Origin of the sequence: uncultured Sphaerochaeta sp. (genome assembly GCF_963676625.2) — a bacterium.
Lineage (GTDB): Bacteria > Spirochaetota > Spirochaetia > Sphaerochaetales > Sphaerochaetaceae > Sphaerochaeta.
This window is the reverse complement of record NZ_CAXXYB010000004.1, coordinates 183,561-208,793: the sequence shown is the minus strand read 5'-3', so window position 1 is coordinate 208,793 and position 25,233 is coordinate 183,561. Positions and strand designations below refer to the sequence as shown.

Annotated in this window: 25 protein-coding genes and 1 tRNA gene; 9 read left to right on the top strand and 17 right to left on the bottom strand. The window is 44.6% G+C overall.

The features are described from left to right. Positions 1–239 precede the first annotated feature (239 nt). Both ACHZBG_RS04130 and ACHZBG_RS04125 read left to right on the top strand, forming a co-directional pair. Complete coding sequence (locus ACHZBG_RS04130; RefSeq protein ID WP_320128179.1) at positions 240–1,343, top strand: AAA family ATPase; 1,104 nt, start codon at positions 240–242, stop codon at positions 1,341–1,343. Positions 1,344–1,355: 12 nt separating this feature from the next. After that, on the top strand, positions 1,356–1,835 hold the full coding sequence (locus tag ACHZBG_RS04125; RefSeq protein WP_320128178.1) for a hypothetical protein: 480 nt from the start codon (positions 1,356–1,358) through the stop codon (positions 1,833–1,835). Here the strand turns inward: ACHZBG_RS04125 and ACHZBG_RS04120 are convergent. Beyond that, entirely contained in the window at positions 1,824–3,380 is a 1,557-nt protein-coding gene (locus ACHZBG_RS04120) for an IS3 family transposase (RefSeq protein WP_320128177.1), read from the bottom strand. The genes ACHZBG_RS04125 and ACHZBG_RS04120 overlap by 12 nt on opposite strands. 61 nt (positions 3,381–3,441) lie before the next feature. Further along, positions 3,442–3,636, bottom strand: a complete 195-nt coding sequence (locus tag ACHZBG_RS04115; RefSeq protein WP_320128176.1) for a hypothetical protein — start codon at positions 3,634–3,636, stop codon at positions 3,442–3,444. 66 nt (positions 3,637–3,702) lie between these two features. Here ACHZBG_RS04115 and ACHZBG_RS04110 point away from each other — a divergent pair, with 66 nt between their 5' ends. Both ACHZBG_RS04110 and istB read left to right on the top strand, forming a co-directional pair. Then, the gene (locus ACHZBG_RS04110) at positions 3,703–4,464 is read left to right on the top strand and encodes a hypothetical protein (protein ID WP_320128175.1); all 762 of its coding nucleotides are present in this window, start codon (positions 3,703–3,705) and stop codon (positions 4,462–4,464) included. Continuing rightward, positions 4,461–5,255 carry an IS21-like element helper ATPase IstB gene (gene istB / locus ACHZBG_RS04105; protein ID WP_320128174.1) on the top strand — a complete coding sequence of 265 codons (795 nt, stop codon included), beginning with the start codon at positions 4,461–4,463 and terminating at the stop codon, positions 5,253–5,255. Before ACHZBG_RS04110 ends, istB begins: the two co-directional genes overlap by 4 nt. Before the next feature lie 70 nt (positions 5,256–5,325). Here istB and ACHZBG_RS04100 read toward each other — a convergent pair whose 3' ends face one another. Together ACHZBG_RS04100 and ACHZBG_RS04095 are read right to left on the bottom strand one after the other, a co-directional pair. Further along, positions 5,326–5,574: a transposase gene (locus ACHZBG_RS04100; RefSeq protein WP_320128173.1), complete on the bottom strand. Its 249-nt coding sequence runs from the start codon at positions 5,572–5,574 to the stop codon at positions 5,326–5,328. Positions 5,575–5,817: 243 nt separating this feature from the next. After that, positions 5,818–9,807: a hypothetical protein gene (locus ACHZBG_RS04095; RefSeq protein WP_320128172.1), complete on the bottom strand. Its 3,990-nt coding sequence runs from the start codon at positions 9,805–9,807 to the stop codon at positions 5,818–5,820. A gap of 480 nt (positions 9,808–10,287) precedes the next feature. Between ACHZBG_RS04095 and ACHZBG_RS04090 the strand changes: the two genes are divergently transcribed. Then, complete coding sequence (locus ACHZBG_RS04090) at positions 10,288–10,794, top strand: helix-turn-helix domain-containing protein (protein WP_320128171.1); 507 nt, start codon at positions 10,288–10,290, stop codon at positions 10,792–10,794. Between the two features lie 127 nt (positions 10,795–10,921). On the opposite strand, the gene ACHZBG_RS04085 is transcribed toward ACHZBG_RS04090, so the two are convergent. The 6 genes from ACHZBG_RS04085 to ACHZBG_RS04060 form a co-directional block, all read right to left on the bottom strand. Next, positions 10,922–11,485, bottom strand: coding sequence for a transposase (locus tag ACHZBG_RS04085; protein ID WP_320128170.1), 564 nt, complete (start codon positions 11,483–11,485; stop codon positions 10,922–10,924). Continuing rightward, entirely contained in the window at positions 11,440–11,754 is a 315-nt protein-coding gene (locus ACHZBG_RS04080; RefSeq protein ID WP_320128169.1) for a hypothetical protein, read from the bottom strand. The genes ACHZBG_RS04085 and ACHZBG_RS04080 overlap by 46 nt, the downstream gene beginning before the upstream one ends. Positions 11,755–12,004: 250 nt before the next feature. Beyond that, positions 12,005–12,088 (bottom strand) — tRNA-Leu (locus ACHZBG_RS04075). Between the two features lie 35 nt (positions 12,089–12,123). Further along, the gene (gene ispF / locus ACHZBG_RS04070; protein WP_320128168.1) at positions 12,124–12,603 is read right to left on the bottom strand and encodes a 2-C-methyl-D-erythritol 2,4-cyclodiphosphate synthase; all 480 of its coding nucleotides are present in this window, start codon (positions 12,601–12,603) and stop codon (positions 12,124–12,126) included. Next, positions 12,600–13,412, bottom strand: coding sequence for an IspD/TarI family cytidylyltransferase (locus tag ACHZBG_RS04065; RefSeq protein WP_320128167.1), 813 nt, complete (start codon positions 13,410–13,412; stop codon positions 12,600–12,602). Before ACHZBG_RS04065 ends, ispF begins: the two co-directional genes overlap by 4 nt. Position 13,413: 1 nt before the next feature. Further along, on the bottom strand, positions 13,414–13,917 hold the full coding sequence (locus tag ACHZBG_RS04060) for a CarD family transcriptional regulator (RefSeq protein ID WP_320128166.1): 504 nt from the start codon (positions 13,915–13,917) through the stop codon (positions 13,414–13,416). A 94-nt stretch (positions 13,918–14,011) separates the two neighbouring features. Between ACHZBG_RS04060 and malQ the strand changes: the two genes are divergently transcribed. Next, positions 14,012–15,535 carry a 4-alpha-glucanotransferase gene (gene malQ, locus ACHZBG_RS04055; RefSeq protein WP_320128165.1) on the top strand — a complete coding sequence of 508 codons (1,524 nt, stop codon included), beginning with the start codon at positions 14,012–14,014 and terminating at the stop codon, positions 15,533–15,535. On the opposite strand, the gene ACHZBG_RS04050 is transcribed toward malQ, so the two are convergent. After that, the gene (locus ACHZBG_RS04050) at positions 15,532–16,494 is read right to left on the bottom strand and encodes a lipoate--protein ligase (RefSeq protein ID WP_320128164.1); all 963 of its coding nucleotides are present in this window, start codon (positions 16,492–16,494) and stop codon (positions 15,532–15,534) included. The two genes, malQ and ACHZBG_RS04050, sit on opposite strands and share 4 nt — an antisense overlap. Before the next feature lie 47 nt (positions 16,495–16,541). On the opposite strand from ACHZBG_RS04050, the gene ACHZBG_RS04045 reads away from it, so the two are divergent. Next, entirely contained in the window at positions 16,542–17,264 is a 723-nt protein-coding gene (locus ACHZBG_RS04045) for an RsmE family RNA methyltransferase (RefSeq protein WP_320128163.1), read from the top strand. A gap of 51 nt (positions 17,265–17,315) precedes the next feature. Next, the gene (thyX, locus tag ACHZBG_RS04040) at positions 17,316–18,137 is read left to right on the top strand and encodes an FAD-dependent thymidylate synthase (RefSeq protein WP_320128162.1); all 822 of its coding nucleotides are present in this window, start codon (positions 17,316–17,318) and stop codon (positions 18,135–18,137) included. Here the strand turns inward: thyX and ACHZBG_RS04035 are convergent. Further along, on the bottom strand, positions 18,124–19,047 hold the full coding sequence (locus tag ACHZBG_RS04035) for a 2-oxo acid dehydrogenase subunit E2 (protein WP_320128161.1): 924 nt from the start codon (positions 19,045–19,047) through the stop codon (positions 18,124–18,126). The genes thyX and ACHZBG_RS04035 overlap by 14 nt on opposite strands. An 89-nt stretch (positions 19,048–19,136) precedes the next feature. After that, positions 19,137–20,402, bottom strand: coding sequence for a spore photoproduct lyase family protein (locus ACHZBG_RS04030; RefSeq protein ID WP_320128160.1), 1,266 nt, complete (start codon positions 20,400–20,402; stop codon positions 19,137–19,139). Between the two features lie 59 nt (positions 20,403–20,461). Between ACHZBG_RS04030 and uvrC the strand changes: the two genes are divergently transcribed. Then, positions 20,462–22,309, top strand: a complete 1,848-nt coding sequence (gene uvrC / locus ACHZBG_RS04025) for an excinuclease ABC subunit UvrC (RefSeq protein ID WP_320128159.1) — start codon at positions 20,462–20,464, stop codon at positions 22,307–22,309. Here uvrC and holA read toward each other — a convergent pair. The 4 genes from holA to hprK are packed head-to-tail and all read right to left on the bottom strand — an operon-like array spanning position 22,299 to position 25,209. Further along, positions 22,299–23,339 (bottom strand): DNA polymerase III subunit delta, encoded by a 1,041-nt coding sequence (holA, locus tag ACHZBG_RS04020; RefSeq protein ID WP_320128158.1) that lies wholly within the window; start codon positions 23,337–23,339, stop codon positions 22,299–22,301. The genes uvrC and holA overlap by 11 nt on opposite strands. Then, positions 23,336–23,959, bottom strand: a complete 624-nt coding sequence (gene lexA / locus ACHZBG_RS04015) for a transcriptional repressor LexA (RefSeq protein ID WP_320128157.1) — start codon at positions 23,957–23,959, stop codon at positions 23,336–23,338. The genes holA and lexA overlap by 4 nt, the downstream gene beginning before the upstream one ends. Positions 23,960–23,962: 3 nt before the next feature. After that, positions 23,963–24,226, bottom strand: a complete 264-nt coding sequence (locus tag ACHZBG_RS04010) for an HPr family phosphocarrier protein (RefSeq protein ID WP_320128156.1) — start codon at positions 24,224–24,226, stop codon at positions 23,963–23,965. Then, positions 24,226–25,209, bottom strand: coding sequence for an HPr(Ser) kinase/phosphatase (gene hprK / locus ACHZBG_RS04005; protein ID WP_320128155.1), 984 nt, complete (start codon positions 25,207–25,209; stop codon positions 24,226–24,228). Before hprK ends, ACHZBG_RS04010 begins: the two co-directional genes overlap by 1 nt. Between the last annotated feature and the right edge of the window lie 24 nt (positions 25,210–25,233).

The following is a 25,233-nucleotide window of genomic DNA, read 5'->3' as shown; positions in this document are numbered from 1 at the left end:
CCTTAATATCCAGAAAGGACTTGATCTATGCAGTGGTGACCGTACGGAACTTGAGTTTTTGGGCACGAATGAACATCCAAACTTACTGGTGAAGTATTTCCTGATTTTGGTAATGATAAGAGAATCCTGGTTGGTCCTGGCAGCAGGGTGGCAATTTAAATAGTTTAATAGGTTGCCATATGTATTCATTGGGTGTACTATTAGTTCGTAAAGTACGAAATAATAAAAGGAGTATAACAATGGTAGTAATGGACCTGACATTGAATAATATTTTTACTTTCAATGATTTCCATATCAATATGGCATACCCCAAAAGAATCGTGAACTCGAATATTGAAGATGAGTTCTTGAGCGAATGCCCGAACTTTAGGTACAAAAAATTGGTTATACTGATGGGAGCCAATGCTTCTGGAAAGACGACGTTGGGAAGATCTCTTATGGGAATTTTCAACTTTATCTCTAAAAAGACTCCAGATTCGATAACTTCCTGCATCAATGATAAAACAAAAAATGCATCATTTTCCCTTGAATTTGTTACAAATACAAAAACCTTGTATCGTGTGGAAGCTACCATACGTCCTACTGAAGCAGATTCATATCGGGAAGAGGATATCGATCTTGTAGTTAAGTCTGTCTCAATAAACAAACAGGATAGCTATGAAACCTGTGTAAAAAGACTGGATGACCTTGAAAGTGAAAAGATCTCTTATATCAAAGCCCTCGATGAAGTTGAGAGTATTGGTTGGTTTTTTTCCTATCCCCAGCCAGAAAACAATATTAAGAATACAAAACGCTTGGAAAGAAAAGACTTTTGTTCTGTTCTTGATATAGTCTTGTCTGCCTTGGATCCTTCCATCCAGGGGATTAAGGAAGGGACTGATATCGAAGGGTCGTATGTGATTAAATTAAGCGGTCATGATCTAATACTGACTGATGAAAGAATTCTGAATGGTGAGATGCTTTCAAGCGGGACAAAGTCTGGAATCGATATTGCAATTATGCTTACTTCGATGATAACTCACAAAAATGGGTTCTATTATTGTGATGAAAAGTTTTCGTATATCCACAGTGATATGGAGAAAGAGATACTGGCCAAAATGGTAGAAAAATTAGGAAACAATGAGCAGCTCTTCTTCACTACGCATAATACGGATATTTTGGACATGACGCTTCCGAAGCATTCTTTTGTGTTTTTGAAAAAAGAGAAAGTTTGCGAGGGCTTTGGGGTGCGATGTGTATATGCCGATACCTACTTGAAGCGGAATACCGATTCATTGAGAAAAGCAGTTGAGAATGATTTGTTTTCAATTGCTCCGAATGTCAGTCGGATTAACCAACTCTAAAGGTAGGTTGATATGGCGCAAAACTATCAGTATTATGTGGAAGGTGAGACTGAAGAGAAAATAATCCAGGTCCTGAAAACTGACTTGCAGATAATCATTCCTGGAAAAGTCAAGAAATTCAATGTAGTTGAAGAGCTGTTCTCTCCGTCTCATCTGACACCATTGAAACGTGGAACTGTCGCGATTCTAGTTTTTGATACAGATACCGACGATTCTTCAATCGTACAAAGAAACATCAAGTTCCTTAACGGAAAATCAGCAATAAAGAGTGTGTTTTGTATCCCGCAAGTTAAAAACCTTGAAGAAGAGTTGATTCGTTGTTGCAACATAAGAAAAATAAAAGAATTACTTTCCAGTAAAGCAGATAGAGATTTCAAAAAAGATGTATGCAACTGCAATGGATTGATGTCTTCTTTACTGAAACACGAGTTTGATATCAATAAATTCTGGTCGGGGGTGAGGACAAAAAGTTGGACTTTTCTACGATATTAACCCAAGATTCCTACGATATTCCATAGGGCTTCTGCCACCCAACGACATTTTAATTCTCTCTTCATTGTACCAACAGATATAATCATCAAGCTGTGCACAGAATTCCTCAATCGATACCTCAAACCATGAACGGATATAGAACATCTCATTCTTCAATCGGCCAAAGAAACCTTCGCATGCCGAATTGTCTGGAGAGCAGCCTTTCTTCGACATCGACCGTACCAATCCGGCATTATCCATTCTCTCGATCCAGCCGGGCCAACGGTAATGGGCTCCACGATCGGTGTGTACCAGTGGGCACTCACCGTCTTTCAATGTACCCACGGCCTTATCCAGCATCGAGTTCACCATCTCCGCATTGGGGCTCGGTCCCCGGGTCCAGGAGGTGACGTAGCCGTCGAAGCAGTCAACGATAGGAGAGAGATATACTTTCCCAGCGGGAATGCTGAATTCCGTGATGTCGCTCAGCCATTTCTCGTTGGGATTCTCGGCATGGAAATCACGTTGGAGCAGATTCGTGACCCCGGCATCTATCTCGCCCATGTACGAACTGTATTTCTTCCTCTTTGAAACGCCTGCGTCCAATCGCTCCTCATGCATCAGACGCAAGACAACCTTTTCGGAGAGGACCTGTCCGCCCGCTGTCAGAATTACGTGTAGGCGACGATAGCCATAGCAACTCCTGGCTTGCTCAAATACAGTCCTCAAGCGTTCCCTTACCGAGGCATACTTATCTTTTTGCATGGCGTTTCTTTGATAGAAGAAACTGCTCTTTGCCATGTGTACAGAAGCCAGTAGATGCTTTAGGCGGTATCTTCTGGCAAGGGCATCGACCAACACGGCCTTTTCTCTGTTCGACAGGTTTTCAATGTCGATGCCCTTCCTTTTTTTTAGCAAGGATGCAGCTTTCTCCAGAATGTCTTTTTCCATCTGGAGTTGGCAAACTTGTCTTTGCAGCCTGTCCCGCTCTTCTCTCAGGATCTCGCATTCTTCCCTGAGTTCAGCATCTCGTCCGGGTTTATCCTTGTCCGGTTCCCCTGGTTTTGTCTTGCCCATCGTTGCCCTCTCTTCTTTTGCGAACAACTGACGCTTCCATTGTGAAACGGCACTCCTGGTCACTCCGATCTCCGTTTCCAGTTCTCTTGCAGTTTTCTCCCCTGAGGCAACCGAGATTACCGCGTCTATCTTCTGCTCGTCTGTATACTGTACAACAGACTTTCCCCTTTTCACAGGATGGCAAGAGACAGGAAGATACTCATGTACCCATTCCCCCAGGATTGCGCGACTTGGATAGCCCAGCATCCTCACGGTCCTGGCGAGGCTTCTCCCATATTCCTTGTAATAGGTAACAGCAGCATTTTTCTGCTTCTCGGTATATCGTTGTTTGCTTGCTTTTGGTAAATCTCCATACACTTTGAATTCTCGATACCATTTAGTAAGCGACTTCCTGTCTGGATATCCTAATTCACGTATTACTGCACTGATGCTTTTGCCATACTTCATGTACAAGAATACCGCTTTCTTTCGTTCTTCATATGAATACATTCCCTGCTCCTTCGAAAGTCCAAGAAAATGTCTTCACCCCCAATTGGGGAGTTATAGAATATCAAAAGCAAACATCGCGGTATACGAGATCCTGCCCGGGGAGAATGGGGAATGCGTCTGCCAGGGACTGCTGGATTTCTTCCTGTTCATCGGCGGGGTACCCTGCCTCATCGTCTTTGACAATGCCACGGGGATAGCGAAGCGCTTCGCCAACATCGTGCAGCAATCGGAGCTCTTCACCAGGTTCAGGCTTCATTACGGTTTCATGGCCCGGTTTGCCAATATCCGTGCCGGCTGGGAAAAAGGGAACGTGGAGAACCGGGTGGGCACGTTGAGGAGGAATCTTTTGGTTCCTCCCCTGCAACTTTCCTATCCGTTGCAGGACTTCAACAGGGATGTGATGATCCCCGAATCCTTTGCCTTCCGTGCCGCAGAACCACACTATGAGAAGGGGAAGACCGGCGAGGAGCTGTTCATCCAGGACAGGAAGGCCCTGTTGCCGTTGCATTCCAGCCCCTTCCATGTGGCAAGGATCGATACGATGAGGACAGACGGGGCCGGATGCCTCTGCCTGGATGCAGGGCATACCTATGTCCTGGGCCCGGGGCATTCGCTTGAATCGGTCCTGGTCTCCAAGGGGGCATGGGAAATTTCCGTACATACCGGTACAGGGGCGTTCATAAAGACCTTTCCCCGTGCCTATGGCAGCGACCCCACCACCACCTATGACATCGAGGCCATGCTGGGGGCGAGCATCTACAAGCCGAACGCCTGGATGAACAGCCCCGTGAGGGAGGCGATGGAGGATGGGGGATTCAGGCAATACCTTGACCGGACTGACAATGCAGGACGCAGGCGAGGCCTGTACATGCTCAGTGAGTGTGCCGACCGTTTTGGGTTCGGCTTGGCCTCCGTTGCGGCGAACAGGCTATGCAAGGAGGGGAAAATCCCTGCCAAGGAGGACCTGCTTGTCCTTTGCAACCGTATGGCAACCTTTCCCCTCGAGGCAAGCGACAATCCCACCAACGTAAACCTCGGCGTGTATGATGCATTGCTCAGGTCGGTAAGGGAGGCGGCGGTATGAGGACGAAACAGGCAAGACAGGAGCTGTCCACCGTTGCGCTTACCACCCGGATGAGGAAATTCTTCTTTTCCCGGGAAAGCATCCAAGAAGCACTGGAAACAGGTACGCCGAAACAATTGGAGTACCTCGACGGGCTCCTGGGTTCCGAACTGGGACGCAGGGCCGAGACCCGCAAGATACGGATGGTCAAGCATGCGGGTTTCCCTAGCATAAAGCACATGGATGACTATGATTTTTCCAATGTGAGGTTCCCCGCCCTGATGGGCAAGGAGGAGGTGCTGTCCCTTGATTTCATCAAGCAACGACGCACCCTGATCTTCTATGGCATCTGCGGCAGCGGCAAGACCATGCTTTCCATAGCATTGGGCATCATGGCATGCAACCAGGGGTATAGCGTAAGGTTCATGACCATGAACCAGCTGGTTGCACGGTTGGCGAGAGCCCGTTCCGAGGGCCTGCTGGAACGGACCCTGTCCGAACTGAAGAAGCTTGACATGCTTATCATTGATGAATGGGGGTACTGCCAGATAGGCAGGGAGGATGCCCAGCTCCTGTTCAGGGTGATAGCCGACAGCTATGAAACCAAGTCGTTGATAGTGACCACCAATCTTCCCTTCAGTGAATGGGGAAAACTCATGACCGATGAGCAACTGGCAACAGCAATCATTGACAGGTTGGTCCATTACGGCCATCTGATAGATATGGGAACCAAGGACTGGAGATTGGAGCACTCTCTTATGAGAGACCAGGTGGTAACGATTACGAAAGGAAAGGAGAGCCAAAAAGTGTAGAAAAATTCTAGTTTTCAGGGACGACCCAAATAGGGAAATTCTGATACCATTTTATCCTTTTTCGCTAGACTTAACACAATTTGGGGATGGTCAGATACATCGTGCCCATCCTGGTATCGAATCGTCGGACACGACTTCCACTGAGGTGTGTAGTACGCTCTGCACTGTGTTTGCCTTTCTGTGCTCCCACTTTGTTGGCTACCTCGATCTCCATGAACTTTTCGGTGATCCACTGCAACATGCACAGCATCGGATCCTCTTCCGTGATGAACGACAGTAGCTTTTTCTCCAGCTCTTTGGTACTATTTGAGTCGGTCATGAGTTGTTTTCCCTCCTAGTGTGGTTTGGTTACTTACTAGTATGGGTCTTCTCATGACCATTTTCAATCTACTCTTAAATTGCGAACTTCAGTATACGTTATCAACCAATTGGAGTGTTGGTGGAATTTCTGTAAAAAAGATATCTCTGAAAATTAACGGAATGGGAAGGCGAAGCTGGTTTCACTTCGCTACTCCCCATGATTTACTGATGGATTTTGTTTTTATAACATAAAATTAATTTATTACTCTATTAATAAAGGTAACTTCAAATAAAGAAAGTCTTTAGTTAATAACTTGTTAGGATAATTTTTATGTACACGTTTTAATAGATTGTAACATTCTGATTTCTCAATATAGCGAGCTGATGGAAATATGTTTTTTAGTTTTATTGTAAATTCGGTAAACGGTTCGGAAAATTGTATATGAGCTTCAATAGTGCGAAATATTTGCATTCCTGAATTCTGTGAATATTCGCTATTATTGAAAAATACTTTTAATTCAATCAATAAAGTTTCAAAATCAGTTGAATTCTTTGCTAATCCAATTTTTATTAGTAAGATATCCAATTCAGACTTATAAGCAATATCTAGTGATTTAGTCGGTAATAATTTCTTTTTTAAAATTTCTATTTCACATCCGAGCATAGAAAGTGTGCCTATAAAACTTAAGAGTCCAATTTTGGATGGCTGCTGGATATATGCAATTTGAAATTTCTCACACCATTCAGCAAAATATGAGCTCCTGTCTTCATTCAACAGACTCCATAATGACCTTTCAATTGATAAACTCCATTTTCCCAATTGATCAAAGAAATCAATCCAATTCTCAAAATCTACAGGGGGCTTGTTTTGTACCCAATCGACTAAATCGATAGTTTTAGAAAAATTGTTATTATTTCTGTTTAATTCTAAATATTGTTGTGGAGTTAGAATAGAATACAATAAATCTGAATATTTACATGCCTGAATAATCCACCAAATTGTAGATTCCTGTTCAAGAGTTCCAACCTTAATTTGTTCTAATAATAATTGGATTTGATTTAATTCATATCTCTTTACCGTAATTGTACTGTAAGCATAATGAAGAAAACAGTAATCCCAAAAGTCTTGTAATGACCATTTAGTGAAATCCCTTTTATCAAGTAAATCTTCAATAGTTAAGCCTTCTTTTATCCAGTTATCTTCGAAAGTTACCAAATTTAAAGATTGGTCAAAACTTGATAGGAATTGGTATAATGCATTGAGGTCTGTGTGGTCATTAATGAAGGATAGGCTGAAATACAAAGGCCAAGGAAGTGAAAGTTTCCGGGATACCTGTAAAGTTTTCAAGAGATTTTTAGCTGAAAAGTCCTTTAATAAGTTCAGTAGTTCCCCAAGTGTTGGGTTATCTACAAATTTTAATAACATAAGATATGGCAACCACTCAATATTTTTCTCTGTTAATGCAGATAAATTACCGTCTAATCCATCTTGCTCTATAGTAGTTAAGCCGAGACTGTATCCGTCAATAGGTGAGTCATTTTTATTAATTCTTACATGTATAGAATGCCTATGAGTTATCCAGAGGTTGTATGCAAATTTGAAAATAAAGGGATCCCGATTTTTACTTCTTCCCCTAAATTGATAAAACTTATACCTGCTATCAGTTAGATCTGTCGGTGAAAGAAGATTTAGAATTTGTTCAAATTTTGTACTATCAATATATTCTATAGAATTGGATAATAACCATGCAATTACAACAATTTGATCGTGCTGTTTTGGCAGCATCGTATGAATTAATTCCTCAAAACATTCCTCATTACTTAACTTGAATATTAGGTTCCATGCACCTAGATTTGAATATATATCCGACTGCCCAAGATGGAGCTGAAAATAATTTGCATATATTTCTTTAAAACGTGCTTTATAAATACTAGCCAATTTTTGCTCATTAGAAGGTCCAATCTGGTGTTTGTCAAATGTTGGATATTCAAGTAATTCCAATCCTATTATAATTAATTGTTTTTGAATGTTTATGTTAATTGATGCAGCACCGCTTAAAAGAATTTCGATTGCAATTTCTGACCCACGGTTGATTTCGTTATACAAATTTTTTTTCGAATTATTTAAATCGAAACAAATAGAAGGGATAGAATCTTGGTATCCTTGCAAATGAGTATCTGAGAAGCATTTTGTTATCATGATTAACACAACATTATCCCAGTAGGGATTTATTGCAATTCTCTTTAATCTATTCTTAAATAAATCTAGGTCTGGTACAGATAATAAACATTCAGCGGCCATATATTCTTGTAGTGAGCGAACATCAAAAGATAAAATATTTTCCGTTTTGCAGGTAAGAAATACTAGGCGGAATTGCGCTGCTTCAACGATACAATCGACTAATTCACTCAATTCATCGCCTTCAATTCCATAATTTGTCAGATATTTCCTCACTAATTCAGCAAAAGATGTTAACGAGTAACCTATGGAATTCTCTCCAGAAAATTCTCCCTTGTACTGAAGCCAAAATCCAACCTCAAAATGGAGTTTGTCAATTATTGTTTTATAACTAGTGAGTACCGTATTATAGGTTGAAACTGCTTTCTGTTGTTCACGATCATAAATTGTTCGGTAATAACTATCGAATAATTGCCATCGATTTTCCCCTGGGTCACCCTTTGCGGAAGCGATTATTGCCATAAAAGAAACTTGTAGGGGGCTTTCCATTAATTGAGCTGTCAGGGGTCTCTTTAAACTCAATTTAAGTGCATCCGTTAATTCGGCTGCTCTCTGATCATCTTCAGAAAATTTCACCTTTGCAAATTTTTTTATATAATCCATTGCTCGATTTTGGGATAAAGGCAAAATATATTTACACGCTACAGGCCAATTTTTAAATTCTCCTGAGTAACCCTGTAATCTTGAAGTAGCAATTATAAAAACGTCTGATGTTGGGATGGTTCTAGCGGTTGCTAGAAAGTCGTTTAACATAGTTAAGATATTACTTCTGTATTTTATAGGTACTTCATCTAAACCATCGAAAATTAGTAAAAGTGGCATAACTGATATAAAATTTTCAATTTTTTGAATTTTGGTAGTATTTAGATTTAATATTTTTTCCAAGAGATATATATCAAAACTGAAATCTAATTTCTTATTTTGAGAGGATTCAAGGGCTTTTGCTAATCGATTCAAGTCAATTTTAAAGGGATACCTAGGCCTGGCTGGCCAAGGAAAATCATTATTGAGGCATGCCTTTTTTGTATTTGAAATAATCTGTCTGGTTGGTAGCAAGTAGCTAGATTGATCTGAACGCCTATCAAGAATAGCAGCTCTATTGATCTGTACCAGAAACTGACATAGTGTTGATTTCCCAGAGCCCGGACCACCCAATAGAACATAGCCTGCTGTAAGATCATTAGTCTGTTCTAGTTCAAAGATCGTTTTTGGATCTAATTTTCTAGATGATACATGCAGTAATTCAAATAATATACCATGTGGTAATTTCCCTTCAGGATTTCGTTCCTCTTCGGGTGCTTTTAAATCTGCTTTTTCAGAGGCTCTCAAATCGAAAAATAGATTTGCTATTGAGAGTCTTTCATCAGTTCTATCTCCAGCCTGTTCAAGACGTGGTTGTGAGTCAGTTCTCAATTTACGTTCAATATCTATATACAGATCATTGGTTACTTCAGCCTCTTGAGATGTAATTTGTTTTAACAGAGGCTCTAATATATCACCAGAAGTTAAGAACGAAAAGAAATATTTACGTATTGAATCATACTGAGGAATATAAGCAATCAGTTCATTGTAATCCCAAATTGCAAATCCCTGTAAATTTAAAATTTCTTTATATTGATTTAATAATTCTACACACTTATCTTTTCCGCCAGTCTGGCTAACTGACGAAAGAGAGACATTGGTTACGAAGATATAATATTGTGGTTTAGGATTTCTTTTTTTGCTTTCATTGAAAGCTATTAATTCACTCTCTAATTGTTTTTTTGCCCATTCTTGGTCTATAGCATTGCTTTCATTACTTTCTTTGAATTTTGCTTGTATAACACCGTATCCATCCCATTGCTCACTTGATGGAAATGGAAAATCTAATTTTCCAGAGAATGTAGCTTCTCTACCCCCATCTGGGCCATTCCCAAAAGCCATTACCCCTGGACCTAAAATAGCTATGGCTAATGCCCGAACAAATTGCTCAAATGATTCAGCAGAAAACCCAGATAGAGTGAAATCTCCCATTTTATTTCCTTGTTTTATTTCGTGTAATTATCGAGAAAAATTATCTCGCCCTGTATGTCAATTGATTTGCAGGTTCCTGTGAAAAATCAAGTAGCGATGCCCTAGCATAAATTGCCGCATCTGTTCTTCCAAGCTTCAACGTGATAAATCTGGTGGGAGTTTTTCCCCTTGCTAATCCTTGCAATGTCTGAAGCATCAGCAGAAGTCCATTGTTTTTGTCTGTTGTCTACCATTTCAAAAACCTCTATTGGTTTTAACTATAAGCCTATCGAGCTAGTATCGCAATTAAAACTGTAGCTAATTGTGAGTATCCCCGGTTGTAATATGAAGAGACAGTAAAGCTAAGGGTTTGGGAGAAGAGCCCAAACCTTGGGAAATACTCTTTTCTAGAGCTTGAGAGGAGCTCAAAAGATAATAAATAGGTCCATGTAAAATCTCTGCTATGATTGAGTTACCACAACCTAATCAAGGAGAGCATGCATGGACACCTGCAATGATAGTAGAAGGACAAGGAAAAAACCATATCTGAAACATGAGGAGAGGTTTACTATCCAGAAGTTGCTGCAGAAAAAAACGACTGTCAGCAAAATCGCTGAAATCTTGGGACGCTGTGAAAGGACCATCTATCGCGAAAAGAAAAGGGGATCCGTCCGGTATCTAAAGTCCGACCTGACTGAAGCTTTGGAATACAATGCGGATTTTGCCCAGGACCGTGCCTATGAGAACGGAACCGCCAAGGGGCCTGCGGAAAAGATCGGCGGCAACAGCAAGCAGCTCATGTTCATGGCAGACATGCTCAAGGGGAACAAATGGTCCCCTGACACCCTCATCATGCATCTCGACGGGCATGGCTGGCCTGGCTTCTGTACCCACCTGTGCACCAAGACGCTGTACAGCTACATCTACCAAGGCTATCTGGATGACTATGCCTTCACCATCAAGGACTTGCCCGCCAAGGGATTGCGGCATGTGTCTATGATAATCTAAATATAGACCACATGATCGTTTGAAAGTTTACCAGTCGATAAGCAGATAGTTTACCAAAAGATAAGGATGGGAGAGGCACTTGTTGTTGCTCCTTCATCCGCTTACCCTCTTGAATAACAAAACAAATTCAGGAGGGAACCATGTCCAGGGAATTGAGTCTCCCGTTGTTCTTTTGGGCCAGCTGGTCCTTTTTCCGCAAGGTCTTGCGGTCTGCGATGACTATGTAGCGGCTTCCCTTGTAGAGCTGGTAGCCTTGGCGGTCCCCTGACTCCTCCAGCTCCCGCTGTTTCCTTCGCCGCATGGCGGTCAGCACCGTGTCGTTGTACAGCTTGACCAGGTGGAAGACATCGTAGACCACCGCTATCCAGGGACCTCGCTCGACGAAGGCACTGTCGTACTGGGCGTTCATGTCCATGGCAACCGCCTCCACGTGTTCCATCCAGTCCTTTCTCATATACTCCATGAAGTTATACACCTGCTCCTTCTTCTTTCCTTCTTGGCACCACAGGATGTCGCCGCTGTCAAGGTCGATGACCACCGTCGCGTAGCGATGCCCCCTGTGCAGGAGAAACTCGTCTATCGCTATATGCTTGCTGTAGGAGGTCGGCCGCCTGTTCTCGAACCATCGCCTGAGACGCGACTTGTCTATGTCCTTGACGATCGAGGGGTGTATGCAGAACTCCAGCGACACCGACTTGAGGGTATGCCCCTGGGCGAACGGCTTCGCCCGACTCGCAAAAGATGGCCGCGGGACTGCAGGGGGACATGCCTCAGGGTAGTCTCATGGTCCTGGTGGATGTCCATCGGGCCACCGCAGTGTGGACAAACCCTTGGTGGTTCCCCACTGACAACCCCGCGGGTAAGGGTCAGTCTTTCACCAGTGCTGGAAAGTACGAGGGAGGGATCGACGGTAACATCGAAGCTTGCTAGGCCATGGGCGAATGTGATAGTGTCATGCATGGGGACGGCTTTTTCCTCTTTGTTGGAGTGCGGTAACTACAACGTAAGGAATGCCGTCCCTTTTTGCAACCCAAGGCTTTTCTTTTATCTATATTCGTTCAGCATCCCACAAGAAAATGATTTGAGCCATCTTATTGAGTACACAACTGAGTACAGTACTCAAGTCTGGTCGAGAAATTGAAGGGATAATTTTGACAAAAAGAAAGGCAAACCCCTCTGCAATTTCTTGCTTTCAAAGGTTTGCCGTAAGTGCCCAGGAAAAGACTCGAACTTTCACAGGTGTGACCCCGCTAGGACCTGAACCTAGTGCGTCTACCAATTCCGCCACCTGGGCGCAGGACCAACTATAGAATAATCTTTAGGAGTATGTCAACAGCCAATAGGGGAGAGCAGGATGACTGTCTGGGCAATGATCGCATCGCCTTTTCCGACTTCATTGAGCATGCCCTCAGCAGTTTTTGCCTTGACTGAGATCTGGTCGAGGTTCAATTCCAGGACCTTGGCAAGATTTGCTCGTATCGTGTCAATGAAAGGCCTGAGCTTGGGTTGTTGAAGAATGATGGTGCAATCGAGATTCTCGATGGTATAGGCCTTGAGTTCTTCTTCCTTGACCTGTCTGAGCAACCGAAGGCTGTCTGCATCTTTATAGAGTGGATCGTTGTCAGGGAAGTGGGAACCGATGTCCCCTTGGGCCAAAGCCCCCAGGATGGCATCGATAATGGCATGGACAAGGACATCGCCGTCACTGTGCCCAGCTTCACCTTTGTCATGGGGAATGATGCATCCCCCAAGAATCAAGTTCCTGCCTGCAACCAGTGAATGTATATCCCACCCTGTCCCTATCCTCATGTTGTTGCCTGTTCCTTCTTTACGCTTTCCATTGCCATATGCAGGGCTTTGGCTGCCTCAGCACTGCGTCTACCTTGTTCAAGGTCCTCCAGGTATTGGGCAATCTGTTGCTCAGCATCAGGAATATCTTCCAGATAGGTAATTTTCTTGTTATCGCGTTCGCCTTCACATATTCCCACGCATTGCCCGAAATCAGAAAAAATCTCTGTATCATCTACATACACTTTCTCATTTACCTTAGCTGCCTGGTGTGCCTGGAAAATCTCGGGAAAATGGAATATCTGAGGCGTCTGGACCGCAACGGTCCTGCGTCTGTCAATATGACCGGACAGAACTCCGTTTTCATCAACTGTCTTCAAGGCATCGGTCGGAGGCAAAGCAGGAACAGCCCCTTTGAAGACTGTTGCCGTAGCCAAGGTCCGAATGATCAAGGAGGGGGATACGAAACAACGAGCTCCATCATGGATGGCGACGTATTCGATGGGCAAGGTCATGTCATGGATTATTTTCAATGCATTGTATACGGAAGCCTGACGATTCTCGCCTCCGTGGGCAATGATCACAGGAATGATATTCTGTTCGAAAATATCCTCTAGAGCTACGGCACACTGATCTTCCATGCCTTTCGGGCACGTTACTACAATAGCCTGGCAATTGGGAATCTGGAGAAAAGGAACAACGGAACGATAGAGGACCGTATGGCCATCTATCGTTAGATATTCCTTTTTTACACTTGCATTCTTTGTTTTGTTAAAACGATCGCTGTGTCCAGCGGCAGTTACTATGACAGCATGTGAAGGGAACCCCATCCTATTTCTCCAGTTTGGAGAAAACCAGCATTTCGATTTCCTTCTTGTCCTTGTCCAACGAAAATGCAGTTTCGTCAATCAAGAGCCTAAGAGCATTGTCGTAGAGCTTTCTTTCCTGGACAGGGAGTTCTTTTATTTTGCTCCGGTGATAAAGGGCCTGTACTACCTTGGCAATCGATGCAATTGAACCTTGCTTGAGCAAGTCCACATTCATCTGATAGCGCGCTTTCCAATCCACGGGCATTGGTTCGTATCTACTGGAAATGGAGTCAATGGCCGCTTGCGCTTCCGGTTGCTCCACGATACCCCTGATACCCAACTCTTCTGATTTCTCTACAGGAATCATCACAGTCATATCGGAAATATCCAGATAAATTACATAATAAAGGGTCTTTGCACCTCTGAAAATGCGTTCCTCTATACGTTTGATTATACCAACTCCCTGAAGAGGGTAAACCACATGGTCTCCGACCGTGAATTGAACATTATTCGGCACTGAATTCATAGCGCCATTATATCTTATTTTTTGACTAAAAACAAGCAATGACAAATTATTTGCCAATAGCCATAAACAAGTTAAATACAGTATAGTGACAAACATGGAACATCTTCAAAGACGCTGCGGAGTGTTGATGCACCCCACCTCTCTTCCTTCGGAATATGGTATTGGAAGTCTTGGCGAGGAAGCTATGGCTTTTGTAGACCTATTAAAACGTGCAAAGGTAACACTTTGGCAGATTCTTCCTCTCGGCCCGACCGGCTATGGGGACTCTCCGTATGCTGCCCGTTCAACTTTTGCCGGGAATGAATTGCTCATTGATGTAAAACTTCTAGTCTATGACGGTTTCCTGGAAATCGAGGACATACTTACTCATCCGGTTTTCCCTAAGAAACGGATTGATTATGAACTGGTTCGTTCTTTCAAGGAACCTCTGCTGAAAAAAGCGGCCGATGCCTTTCTCGTGATGCCTAAAAATGAACAGAAAGAATCCTATGAAACCTTCTGCCAGGAAAATAACTGGTGGCTTGAAGATTATGGCCTCTACCAAGTCCTCTGCTCTGTGTATAACGACTCCCGTTGGAATAGCATGTGGCCCAAGGAGCTGGGACTACGTAACCCGTCTGCATTGAAAACAGCCAGGGAAACCTATGCGAACGAGATAGAACAGGTCAAGGTACAGCAATATTTCTTTTTCAAGCAATACAAAGCCGTCAAAACCTATGCAAATGCAAATGGAATCGAGATCATAGGGGATATTCCCATTTTTGTGGCCCCCGATAGCGTTGATGCCTGGGCAAATACCCGACTGCTGAAGATGGACAAGAACGGGAGGCAGACCGCCTCCAGTGGTGTTCCCCCTGACGCTTTTTCCACTGAAGGCCAACTATGGGGAAACCCGGTCTATAACTGGCCAGAACATGAGAAAGAACATTTTGCCTGGTGGATAAGAAGAATACAGGAAACCCTCAAACTCTGCGATATTGTGCGGATAGACCATTTTCGTGGCTTCTCTGCCTATTGGGAAGTTCCTCTGGGGGAGACGACGGCGATCAAGGGAAAATGGGTCCCCGCACCCGGTATGAAACTTCTCTCAGCTCTCAGGCAAGCCTTGGGTGACAGTATTCCCCTCATTGCAGAGGATCTGGGTGTCATAACCGAGGACGTCGAAAAACTGAGAGACGAAAACAACCTTCCGGGGATGAAAATCCTCCAATTTGCCTTTTCTTCGGAGAATGGCAAGCTTGATGCTACCAATGCCTATCTGCCTCATAATTGTCAGTATAACAGTGTCATCTATACAGGTACCCACGACAACAATACTACCGTGGGTTGGTATACTGAGCTGGGCGCGGAAACGAAAGACAAGGTCAGACGTTATCTTGAGGCTCCCGATGACCAGGTTATCTGGCAGATGCTTCGGGTCATGCTGATGAGTGCAAGCAAATATGCGATTCTTCCTATACAGGACCTGCTCGGCTTGGGCAGCGAAGGACGCATGAATGTTCCTTCCACCTGCGGTAAGGGGAATTGGAGCTGGCAACTTCAGTCGTTGGACTTGGATGTCTGGAGAGTCGACAGACTCCGAGGTATGATCGAAATCTATGGCAGGGAAGGGCTTTAGAGCTCTCCTGCCAAAAAATTCAACAATTCTTGCATCCTGGGTTCGGTTTCGTTTTCTGCCAAGGCCCTGAGAGCTTCCTTTCCGTACAGAATACCTTCCAGTTTTCTTTCTATCTGGGGAACCAAGGTTGTATCGAGGCAATCAGAATAGACCCTTGCTGCCTGGATGGTTCCTTGTTTGACCTCCAGATGCAAGGTAGCCTCTCCCCAGGAAAAGCGATTGGATAGGGAATGAGTGAAAGGAGGCGTCTTTTCCAATATGGTCTCCCTATTTCCGAAAAGCTGATAATTATCCTGGGCCTGGGCAAAATGCAAAAAGTCAATTTCGGTTATCGGAGTTGTACCATATACCTTGCAAAACGCTGAAATAAAAGCATCCTGGACTTCTTGCATCGTAATTTCCGGATAAGCCTGTTGCAGATTGCCTACTCTGGAAGCAACTGATTTTACTGCTTTGGAGGTAAGCTTTGAGTTGCTGGGGGTAAGATAGTTGCCCATCACCGATAAATCGCTTTTTATCAACAAGGTCCCATGATGGCAAAACTTGTCTTTGGTAGTCTGGAAGGCATTGCCGGAAATTTTTTTTCCATCCAGGACAATGTCATTTCTTCCTGAGAGTTCTCCCTTTAAGCCAAGGGATGCAAGTGCATCCAAGACAATGCGGAAATTATCTTCCTTGGTTGCCTCGTCTTTTTTTCCTACGAATGTGAAGCAAAGATTCCCTTGGTCATGGTACACAGCCCCGCCACCGCTCTGGCGTCTGACCAATTGTACCTGGTTGCGCTCCATGGCTTCGAGATTGCATTCTGAAAAAGGGTTTTGGTATCGGCCAAGGACAATACACGGGTCGTTGACCCAAAGATAGAGGATATGGTCATGATCTTGGCCCAGCAGATAGGCCTCACCAGCCAAATTGGCAGCACAGTTATGAGTTGTTGCAATATAGATGACATTGTCCATGTCCTTTACTCTAGTCCCTTGTTTTTCCCTATGCTATACTTTTGCCCATGAATATCATCCTTTTTGACGAACTTTTTTCCGAAAACTTTCTCCCTTTTTCAGATTATAGGGGTGAACATATCAAGAAAATTCTCCATCTGGGCCTAGGGGATAGCTTCCAGGTCGGTATCATCAACAAGCACAAGGGAACTGCCACCATAACGGCAATGGACAAGACAGGAATTCAGTTCAGCTTTGTCGAAAACTCCACGGAAGGTCCCGGTCTCTATCCGGTAACCTTGCTTGTAGCGCAAGTGCGTCCCATATGCATGAAGAGGATCCTCAGGGAAGCAGTAAGCCTCGGCGTGGAGCGGATCATTCTTACCGGTTCTGATACAACCGAAAAATCCTACCAGGATGCAAATCTGTATACTTCAGGGGAATATAAATCCGTTCTTGTCGACGGGGCAATGCAAAGTGGGGAAACAGGGATTTGTGAAGTGCTTTTTGCCCGTTCCCTGGACTGCAGTATGCAGCTTCTGCAGGAAAATACTAAGCGAATATTCTTGGATAATATTCTTGAAGGGAAGCCACTCTCAAGTCTGGAACTTTCCTCAAATTTCCCAGTAGTCCTTGCAATAGGACCTGAAAGGGGTTTCAGTGACCGCGAACGGAAGGTGATGTTATCCTCAGGTTTCATACCTGCCTCCCTTGGTTCGAGGATACTTCGTACCGAGACTGCCTGTTCAGCAGGCTTGGCGGTACTGCTCGGGAGAATGCGGCTGTTGTAAAACCCCGCCTTTTTTAGCATAATGCGATAGATTCAAGTAAGGAGAAAACGTATGGCCCATTGCATCGTGAACGCAGCAGAGGAACTATTGGACAAGGAATTTCCTGTCCTTGATCATGGATTTGTCCGATTGGTCGATTATCTGGGAAGTGATGAACGTATTGTCCAGAGTGCCAGGGTCTCATATGGCAGTGGAACAAAATCCTATCGACAGGACAAGGGCCTGATAACTTACTTGCTTCGCAATGACCATACTTCCCCGTTTGAGCAAGTCAATTTTACGTTTCACCTGAGAATGCCCATTTTTGTCGCCAGGCAGTGGATACGCCATAGGACGGGAAGGGTCAATGAGATAAGCGGAAGATACAGTGTCATGACCGACGACTGCTATCGCCCAGACAAAGAACACATCAACTTACAGAGTGATGACAACAAGCAAGGACGCTGTCTTGAGTGTGTCGATGACGCCCTGGCAAACCAGGTGCTCGCCATTCTCGAGGAAGACCAGAAGAGAAGCTATGAGAATTATACGAAATTGCTCGATCTGGGAATTGCCCGGGAATTGTCACGTATCGACCTTCCCTTGAGCCTCTACACAGAATGGTATTGGCAAATGGATTTGCATAATCTTTTCCATTTTCTGCAATTGAGGCTTGATGAACATGCCCAGTACGAGATTCGTGCCTATGCCCAGGTCATCCTTGAAATGGTGAGAGCCGTGTGCCCGATTGCAACGGAAGCCTTTGACGAATATAAAGTAGGATGTACTGCCTTCAGTGCCAGCGAGATGGTTGCGCTCAAATCAATGCTTTCTGGTCTGGACAACCCTCTTACCGGCAGGAACAAGGAACTTTTCGAAGCTAAGCTGAAATAACGGCCTTTTGGTCTCTTTTTTGAGCCTTTAGTTTCTTCTTGAACTCTTTCTTCGTGAGCGGCTTGGGTGGCAACACCGGCCGTTCCATCAAGGAAGCTGGATTATTGAGTAAATCCTGCATGAGATTGATGGATTTCGTAAAGTAAAAACCATCGGTTATTCGTTCATCGACAGTAAACCCTACTTCCATTAAATCGGTGAAAATTGTCTTGTCCTCGACCTTCTTGCGAGTTCTGCGCATGATTCCCATGGTTGCGAACAAACTGGTGGTACCCCATTCATACAAATGATGGTGGGGGCTTCCCCCTCCCAGTCCTATACTTCCCATATTGCTGATGAAAATAGTTGTATGAAGGCCATCGGCTTCCAGAAGGCCCTTCGGGGCCTTCCCATGATTATCAAGAACTCTCAAAAATGCCACGCAGAGCTTGATGAACCATTGGGGGAAATGAAGGAAAAACCTGATAAGATCATCCGTAGATGAGGAATTTGATGGTTTTCTCTGATCGATGATGGCCTGGTTGATGATCTCGGAAAATTCAGGAAGAATCATATCCTCCTTGAAATAGAGAGGCATACTATGTTCAGGAGCATCATCGGTATAGTCTTCCTTGACGACAAAATTCACGGACAAATCATTTCTTTGCCAATATTTATTATTTGCCAAGAAGCGATTCAATTCCGGTCGTAATACAATGGTTCTCATTATAGCTGCAATGAATAGTTCAAAAACCCTATAATTCCTGCCATCAGGAGCTTTGTTATTCTTGATGAATTCCACTGCCTTCGTCAAATCCAGGATCATGGTTTGGAAAACCAGGGCTTCACTTCGTTTTCTCATGACAAAGGGAAAAACTTGTTTATAGGGTAGAATATCAAATACTCGTACGGCATCATTGCGTTTATTCATGGAGAGTCCTTATTTACCGGGAAAATCTGTATCAGTCTAGCGCCTTGCTATGTGTGGGGCAAGAGAAAAAGAACGAATTACGAGAAGAATCAAGCTGGGCAAGATGCATTCCCTGCTTTCCTGAAGCGATTGATTGAGCCTTGATAGGCTGTTTTCATGGCCTTTTCGAATATCCTGTCATTGGCATAACTATATTTGAAGGTAGGTTCCCAGAGCAAGGGATCTTCCATGCAGAGATAAAAGAAGGGGCTTCCTTTTTTCCAGGTTTCGGGAAAAAGGGAATAGACAAAGGAAAACATCTCTTGCTTGGTTGCAAGAGGGTAGGAATATTTTCCTGCGGCACTGGTCAGTTCCATGTCAAGGATTCTGCTCTGACGATGCTGTTCCCTCAATTGTTTCAATACGGCTTTTGTAAAGGTGAGGGTCCCGAGGGAGAACATTACCAACTCCTCCGGGGCAAAGGAATTTACGACCAAATCGACTACCTGCCTGTATTCATCCTGCCAACCCTCGAAATAGACCATGGGGTGAAGATGAAAACCTATGGGAATTTTTTTATCCGCTGCCTTTCGTGCAGTTTGTATTCGATTTGTAAGAGATGCTGTAAGGTGTTCCTCTTTTTCAATGATGGTCGGAGCATTCAAAGACCAGGTTGCAACAATATTTTTAGGTAAGGCTTGTCTTTCGATCCAATCCGAACGGTGACTTTTTGTTTTCAGCTCCAGGATGGTATCGGGATAACGGTTGGCAAGGATACAAAGCGCATCCAGGGTTCCGAAGTCATTTCCCCAAAGCAAGGAATCACTGGATTGCCCGGTTCCTATGTGCCAGGTATCAGCATCCAGTTCAATGGTTTCCATCCGTTCCTTCAAGTTGCCTACAACCTGTATCTGGTGGCTGTTATAAAAGGATTGTATTGAACAATAGGAGCATCCGAAGGCGCACTGCTGTACCGCATCCAGGGTCTTGAGATTGCAGCATCGAGTTTTTTCGCCTTCCACGGGACACGGGCAACGGCCCATGAGCTTGTCAGTGGAAACCAGGATGCTTTGATATTTATCAGGAAGTCTCGTTTCTGGAAAGAAGTCCTCGTAATTTGTAGGCTGCTGTCGTTCCTTGCCAATTTTATCCTGAAGATCTTTCATCAGGATCTTTGCTCTTCTGCTGCCTTGGGCTTTTGTCGCCCGCTTCTCGTCGATCCATTTTGAGAGAGGTCCTTTTTGCCATTGAAGGAGATCGGCTGCTATCTCTATAAGCAAGCGTTGTTCCTGAAAACTGAAGTGATAGGTCTGGTCTAGAATTTCCAGGTAGTTTTTTTCGGTTTCAGGCAGGGCTTTGAAGAGTGGGGTGTCCATGACGACAGTTTAACGATTCTCGATTGCCAAAACAAGGCTGTATAGGTATTCTTAGCAGTATGAAAAAGAAAGAGATGGCAACCTATGAGAGTGAAGCCGAAGTGGAAAGCTTTGGGAGCATTGTCATGGAAACAACTCCACCTTCAGACCAAGCCAAGGAATTACCCCATTCCAGTGGTGTCTATCTTATGCGTGACAAGGCCGATACGATTATTTATGTCGGCAAGGCCAAGGATTTACGTAAACGTGTTACCAGTTACTTCCTTGCCAACAGGAATGCAAAGACAGCGGCTTTGGTCAAAAAAATCGTTCGCATAGAACATATCATTACCGGAAATGAATACGAGGCTCTGGTACTTGAGAACAATCTTATCAAGAAGTATTCCCCCCATTATAATATTTCCCTCAAGGACGGCAAAAGTTATCCGATGATTCGTATCACGGCCGAACCCTTTCCCAAGGTGTTCAAGACTCGGAGAATCATCAATGATGGATCATCCTATTTTGGTCCCTTTCCCGATGCTGGCAAGCTTGAAATGTGCCTGGACCTGATCAAGAAAATCTTTCCGCTCAGGCGATGTGGCATCCCCTTGCGAAAAAGGGAAAAGCCTTGTCTTTATTATCATATAGGGCTTTGTTCGGGACCTTGCGCAGGGATGGTTTCCCAAGAGGAATACAATACAGCCATAATTGCGGTCAAGAATTTGTTGGAAGGGCATAATGAACAGCTGATCAAGGACCTCACGGTGCAGATGCAGGCGGCAAGCAAGGAGCTGAAATTTGAGGAGGCCGCTGGCAAACGTGATTTGCTCAATGCAATTCGGGTAATATCCACAGAACAGCAAGTCGAGGATTTTGTCCAAGAGAGCCGGGACTATGCTTCCATCGAAATGCGAGGTCCCCTTTGTACCATATCGCTCATGCAAATGAGGTCAGGCCGATTGATAGGCCGTGCCCTGTATCGGGCAGAGACTCTAGGCGACGAGACCGAGACTTTGTTGAACTTTCTCGTCCAATATTATGCAGATGGTCTTAAACTTCCCCAATTTTTGTATGTATCCCATGAAATCGATGTCGAGTTGATCAGGAGATATTTTGCAGAGCAACTGGGTGGCAAGCTTGATGTTTCGGTCCCTATCGATGGCAAGCATTACAGAATCTTGCGGATGGCCAGTGAAAATGCCTCCCGTGACGTAGAAAAGCGGCTTAAGGGTAGGGACAATACCCCTGCCTTGGAATTACTTGCCAGCGCCCTTGGCCTGGAAAATCCTCCTTCCTTGATCGAGGGCTTCGATATTGCCCAGTTATCCGGTAAATATACCGTGGCCTCGCTCATCTCCTTTCGTAACGGTAATCCTGACAAACCAAACTATCGAAGGTATAACATGAGGACCCTCGAAGGAAAGATTGACGACTATGAATCGATGAGGGAAGCTGTTGCCCGCCGATATACCAAGATACTCAACGAAAATCTTGAGAGGCCGGACCTTATACTCATTGATGGAGGCAAGGGACAAGTCAATGCCGTACGGGAAGTCCTGGATGACCTTTCCCTATTTGATATTCCTGTCATTGGATTGGCCAAGGATGTCGAGGAAATCGTCTTTGATGACGGCAGACCGGCTCTCTTGCTTCCAGAACAGAGCGAAGAGCTACGATTATTGATTGCTGTCAGGGATGAATGCCACCGGTTTGCCACCAATGCGAATCAGGCCATGAGAAGCCACGAGGCTTCCTTCAAGCTCTTGGAATCTGTAGAGGGAATAGGAAAGAAACGAAGCCAAGAGCTTATGAAGACGTTTGGAAGCATGGATGAAATGCTCAAGAAGACTGACAAGGAACTTGCAGATGAAGGAAATATCCCGCTAGTGGTTGCCCAGCGGTTGCTGAAAGCTCTTACGCTGTAGGAAAGGAGGCAAAGGGTATTCCCTTGGTTTGCTCGCCTTTCTTGACAATGATTTTGTAGAGCATTTGTTCCAGGACCAATTCCACCATGTCGTTTCCAGCTTCCTTGCTGGCCAGATCTGCATCGGCAAGGGTTGCAATGATATTCCTGCATTGCCGTATATCGTATGTTGCCAAGGCGATATGGTAGGTTGTCTTGTCTTTTGGGTTCCGAATCGAAGAAGCTTTGCCCAACACATTTGCGCTGCTGAAAGCCTCATATTCACTGGATCCTGAGGCTAGGGCCTCTTCAATGGACAAAAGTCTCCTGAATTGCCAGAGCAAGCCCGATACCAATAGGATTGGAGCCCCGCTGTCGCCACTTCCCAGGATGCTATGCAGGGTGTCGATGGCTTGTTTGAGCGTTCCCTTGGCAATTTCCGGAAAAAGGGTAAACGCATCTTCTTGTCTGCTATGGTGGATATAGGCTTCAACGTCATCTGCCCCTATGGCATTCTTTTTTTCACCGGATTGCCAGAATAAGGCAAGTTGCGTACATGTGGTCCTCAACTCCTGGGTATTGTTTTCAACCAAATCCAACAGCAAGTCAATGGCATCGGAGGTTATGGTCTGTCCATAACGACGGAAGAAATCCCGTACCCAATCGGCTTTCTGGTTATCAAATAATTCATAGAAAACCTTGGTGTTCTCACGGGAGACCGCTTTCATTATCTTAGGAGAAACAGAATTCTCGCTGGATATGATTATCAAAGTCGCCGAAGTACTGGGGTGGGCCAGATATTGGGCTAGGGAAGTTGCCAGGGAAGTACTCAGGTTTTCCGCCTGGCTGAGCAGAACCAGACGATAATCCGCAAATAGCGAATTGTTGTCCAGGGCTGCAAAGATTTCCCCATTCTCTGTTTCAAAGGGATAGAAACGATGCAATTCAGGTTCTGACCCGATTTGCTTTCTCAGTTCGTTTCGTATTTCCTTGAGTCGCAGTTCCTTTTCTCCCGTTTCCGGTCCGAGCAAGAGGTATGAAGCTTCTATCATGCGTAGTTTCTTATAATCAGGGAAAGCTTGCCGAACACCCTGCAGGATCGGGTGATGATCGGGCCCATGGAAGAGTTCGCAGGCCTCAATTCAATATTTCCGTTGGAAGGGTAGTACCCTTTGAGAGTTATTCCTTGTTCATCTTCACCTACCGAGGCTGCAACGATATCCCCGCTATCTGCTGTCTCGCATTTTTTGAGAACGGCAATATCACCATCAAAGATACCCTCCTCGATCATGCTGTCCCCTCTGACTTTCAAGGCAAAAAACGTCGAATGGGCGTTGTTGGGAAGCATGCTGGTTGGGAGATTCAGAAGATATTCCGTATTTTGTTCACTCATCAAGGGTAACCCTGCGGCGATGGTACCCATGACGGGGATATCGATCATTTCGGCCCTGGGAGAATAGTCCTCTCCGATAATTTCGATGGAACGGGAAATGCCATCGGTAGTCTTGATGACGTTTTTTGCTTCCAAGGCCTTGAGATGATCATGGGCGGCTTTTACGGAAAAACCGAAGTGTTCTGCTATATCCCTTACCGAAGGTGCATAATTGTTGTTTCGGATGAACTTGCTGATAAAGGAAGCTACTTCTTTTTGTCGATCCGTAAGTTCTCGCATGTATTACTCCTCAAATCTGTTCTTGAACAATGCCTGTATGGCATCGGCCAATTCTTCTTCGTCCGGACCCTCGCAAATCATGGTCAGCTTGCTTTGGTAGGTAGCCCCCAAGGTGATGATGCCCATAATGGATTTTCCATTGATCTTCATGGTCTCTTTTTCCAAAAATAATTCACTCTTGAATTTATTGGCTACCTTTACGATATTTGCTGCTGGCCTGGCATGGATGCCAGCACGGTTGCAGACAGTCAATTCCCTATCTACCATTAAAGTGTCTCCTCATTGATGTAATACATTTTTCTTGCTGACTCACTTTCCAACCATTTGAGCACACTTTGATCAAATTCCTTGGCAGAGTAATAGCCTAATTTCTTCAACCTCTCATTACGGGCGGCGGTTTCGATGATTACCGGAATATTCCTGCCTGGTTTTACCGGAATTACCACCATCGGGATGGATATGCCCAGATATGTATCATTGAGGCTGCTTTCCCCGACTCGATCATAGTTCTTGTCTGCTTCCCACTCTTCAAGATGCACGGCCAATTGGACCTGTTTACGATCCCTGATGGCCCCAACACCAAAGAGGTTGGCCAAATTTATGATCCCCAGCCCCCTGATTTCCATATGATGGGCAAGCAAGGGGTTTTCACCCATGCCAATAAGATAGTTGTCACTGATATTTCTCAGCCTGACCGTATCGTCGCTGATCAACCGATGACCACGTTCTATCAGTTCCAAGGCGGTTTCACTTTTTCCAACTCCGCTTTCTCCGGTAATGAGCACCCCTATGCCATACACTTCCACAAGAACCCCGTGGATAGTCTGGGTCGGGGCAAATACTTCATCAAGAGTCTGATAGAGACGACGGGAGAAATCTGAGGATATCAGCGGGGTCTTGAGTACGGCTGTTCCCGATTGCTCGGCCAATTCAAGAAAACTATCATTCGGGGAACCATCGTCGCAGAATACGCAACAAGGGATATCATAACTGAAAAGGTGTTCTATGCTCGAAAGGCTTTTTTCCCGTTCAAGCTTGGAGAGGTATACTTGTTCGCCTCTTCCGAATACTTGGATGCTGTTGTTGCTGAATTCTTCGAAGAATCCACTGAGGGGTAAACCAGGACGGCTTATCTTGCTGGTAGTTATTTTCCTGGAGAGACCAGCCCTGCCCCCGATGCAATTCAGGCTGAGATGGTTATGTTCTTTCAAATCCAGGTCCAAGAGATCTAGGACGGTAAAATCGGACATCACTGGCTCCTTTTAAAAAAGCAT

Excerpts from the sequence above, each read along its gene's own strand:
- ACHZBG_RS04130 (WP_320128179.1), top strand. The coding sequence starts at position 240 with ATGGTAGTAATGGACCTGACATTGAATAATATTTTTACTTTCAATGAT.
- ACHZBG_RS04125 (WP_320128178.1), top strand. The coding sequence starts at position 1,356 with ATGGCGCAAAACTATCAGTATTATGTGGAAGGTGAGACTGAAGAGAAA.
- ACHZBG_RS04120 (WP_320128177.1), bottom strand. The coding sequence starts at position 3,380 with ATGTATTCATATGAAGAACGAAAGAAAGCGGTATTCTTGTACATGAAG.
- ACHZBG_RS04115 (WP_320128176.1), bottom strand. The coding sequence starts at position 3,636 with ATGAAGCCTGAACCTGGTGAAGAGCTCCGATTGCTGCACGATGTTGGC.
- istB (WP_320128174.1), top strand. The coding sequence starts at position 4,461 with ATGAGGACGAAACAGGCAAGACAGGAGCTGTCCACCGTTGCGCTTACC.
- ACHZBG_RS04100 (WP_320128173.1), bottom strand. The coding sequence starts at position 5,574 with ATGACCGACTCAAATAGTACCAAAGAGCTGGAGAAAAAGCTACTGTCG.
- ACHZBG_RS04095 (WP_320128172.1), bottom strand. The coding sequence starts at position 9,807 with ATGGGAGATTTCACTCTATCTGGGTTTTCTGCTGAATCATTTGAGCAA.
- ACHZBG_RS04090 (WP_320128171.1), top strand. The coding sequence starts at position 10,288 with ATGGACACCTGCAATGATAGTAGAAGGACAAGGAAAAAACCATATCTG.
- ACHZBG_RS04080 (WP_320128169.1), bottom strand. The coding sequence starts at position 11,754 with ATGCATGACACTATCACATTCGCCCATGGCCTAGCAAGCTTCGATGTT.
- ispF (WP_320128168.1), bottom strand. The coding sequence starts at position 12,603 with ATGAGGATAGGGACAGGGTGGGATATACATTCACTGGTTGCAGGCAGG.
- ACHZBG_RS04065 (WP_320128167.1), bottom strand. The coding sequence starts at position 13,412 with ATGGGGTTCCCTTCACATGCTGTCATAGTAACTGCCGCTGGACACAGC.
- ACHZBG_RS04060 (WP_320128166.1), bottom strand. The coding sequence starts at position 13,917 with ATGAATTCAGTGCCGAATAATGTTCAATTCACGGTCGGAGACCATGTG.
- malQ (WP_320128165.1), top strand. The coding sequence starts at position 14,012 with ATGGAACATCTTCAAAGACGCTGCGGAGTGTTGATGCACCCCACCTCT.
- ACHZBG_RS04050 (WP_320128164.1), bottom strand. The coding sequence starts at position 16,494 with ATGGACAATGTCATCTATATTGCAACAACTCATAACTGTGCTGCCAAT.
- ACHZBG_RS04045 (WP_320128163.1), top strand. The coding sequence starts at position 16,542 with ATGAATATCATCCTTTTTGACGAACTTTTTTCCGAAAACTTTCTCCCT.
- thyX (WP_320128162.1), top strand. The coding sequence starts at position 17,316 with ATGGCCCATTGCATCGTGAACGCAGCAGAGGAACTATTGGACAAGGAA.
- ACHZBG_RS04035 (WP_320128161.1), bottom strand. The coding sequence starts at position 19,047 with ATGAATAAACGCAATGATGCCGTACGAGTATTTGATATTCTACCCTAT.
- ACHZBG_RS04030 (WP_320128160.1), bottom strand. The coding sequence starts at position 20,402 with ATGGACACCCCACTCTTCAAAGCCCTGCCTGAAACCGAAAAAAACTAC.
- uvrC (WP_320128159.1), top strand. The coding sequence starts at position 20,462 with ATGAAAAAGAAAGAGATGGCAACCTATGAGAGTGAAGCCGAAGTGGAA.
- holA (WP_320128158.1), bottom strand. The coding sequence starts at position 23,339 with ATGATAGAAGCTTCATACCTCTTGCTCGGACCGGAAACGGGAGAAAAG.
- lexA (WP_320128157.1), bottom strand. The coding sequence starts at position 23,959 with ATGCGAGAACTTACGGATCGACAAAAAGAAGTAGCTTCCTTTATCAGC.
- ACHZBG_RS04010 (WP_320128156.1), bottom strand. The coding sequence starts at position 24,226 with ATGGTAGATAGGGAATTGACTGTCTGCAACCGTGCTGGCATCCATGCC.
- hprK (WP_320128155.1), bottom strand. The coding sequence starts at position 25,209 with ATGTCCGATTTTACCGTCCTAGATCTCTTGGACCTGGATTTGAAAGAA.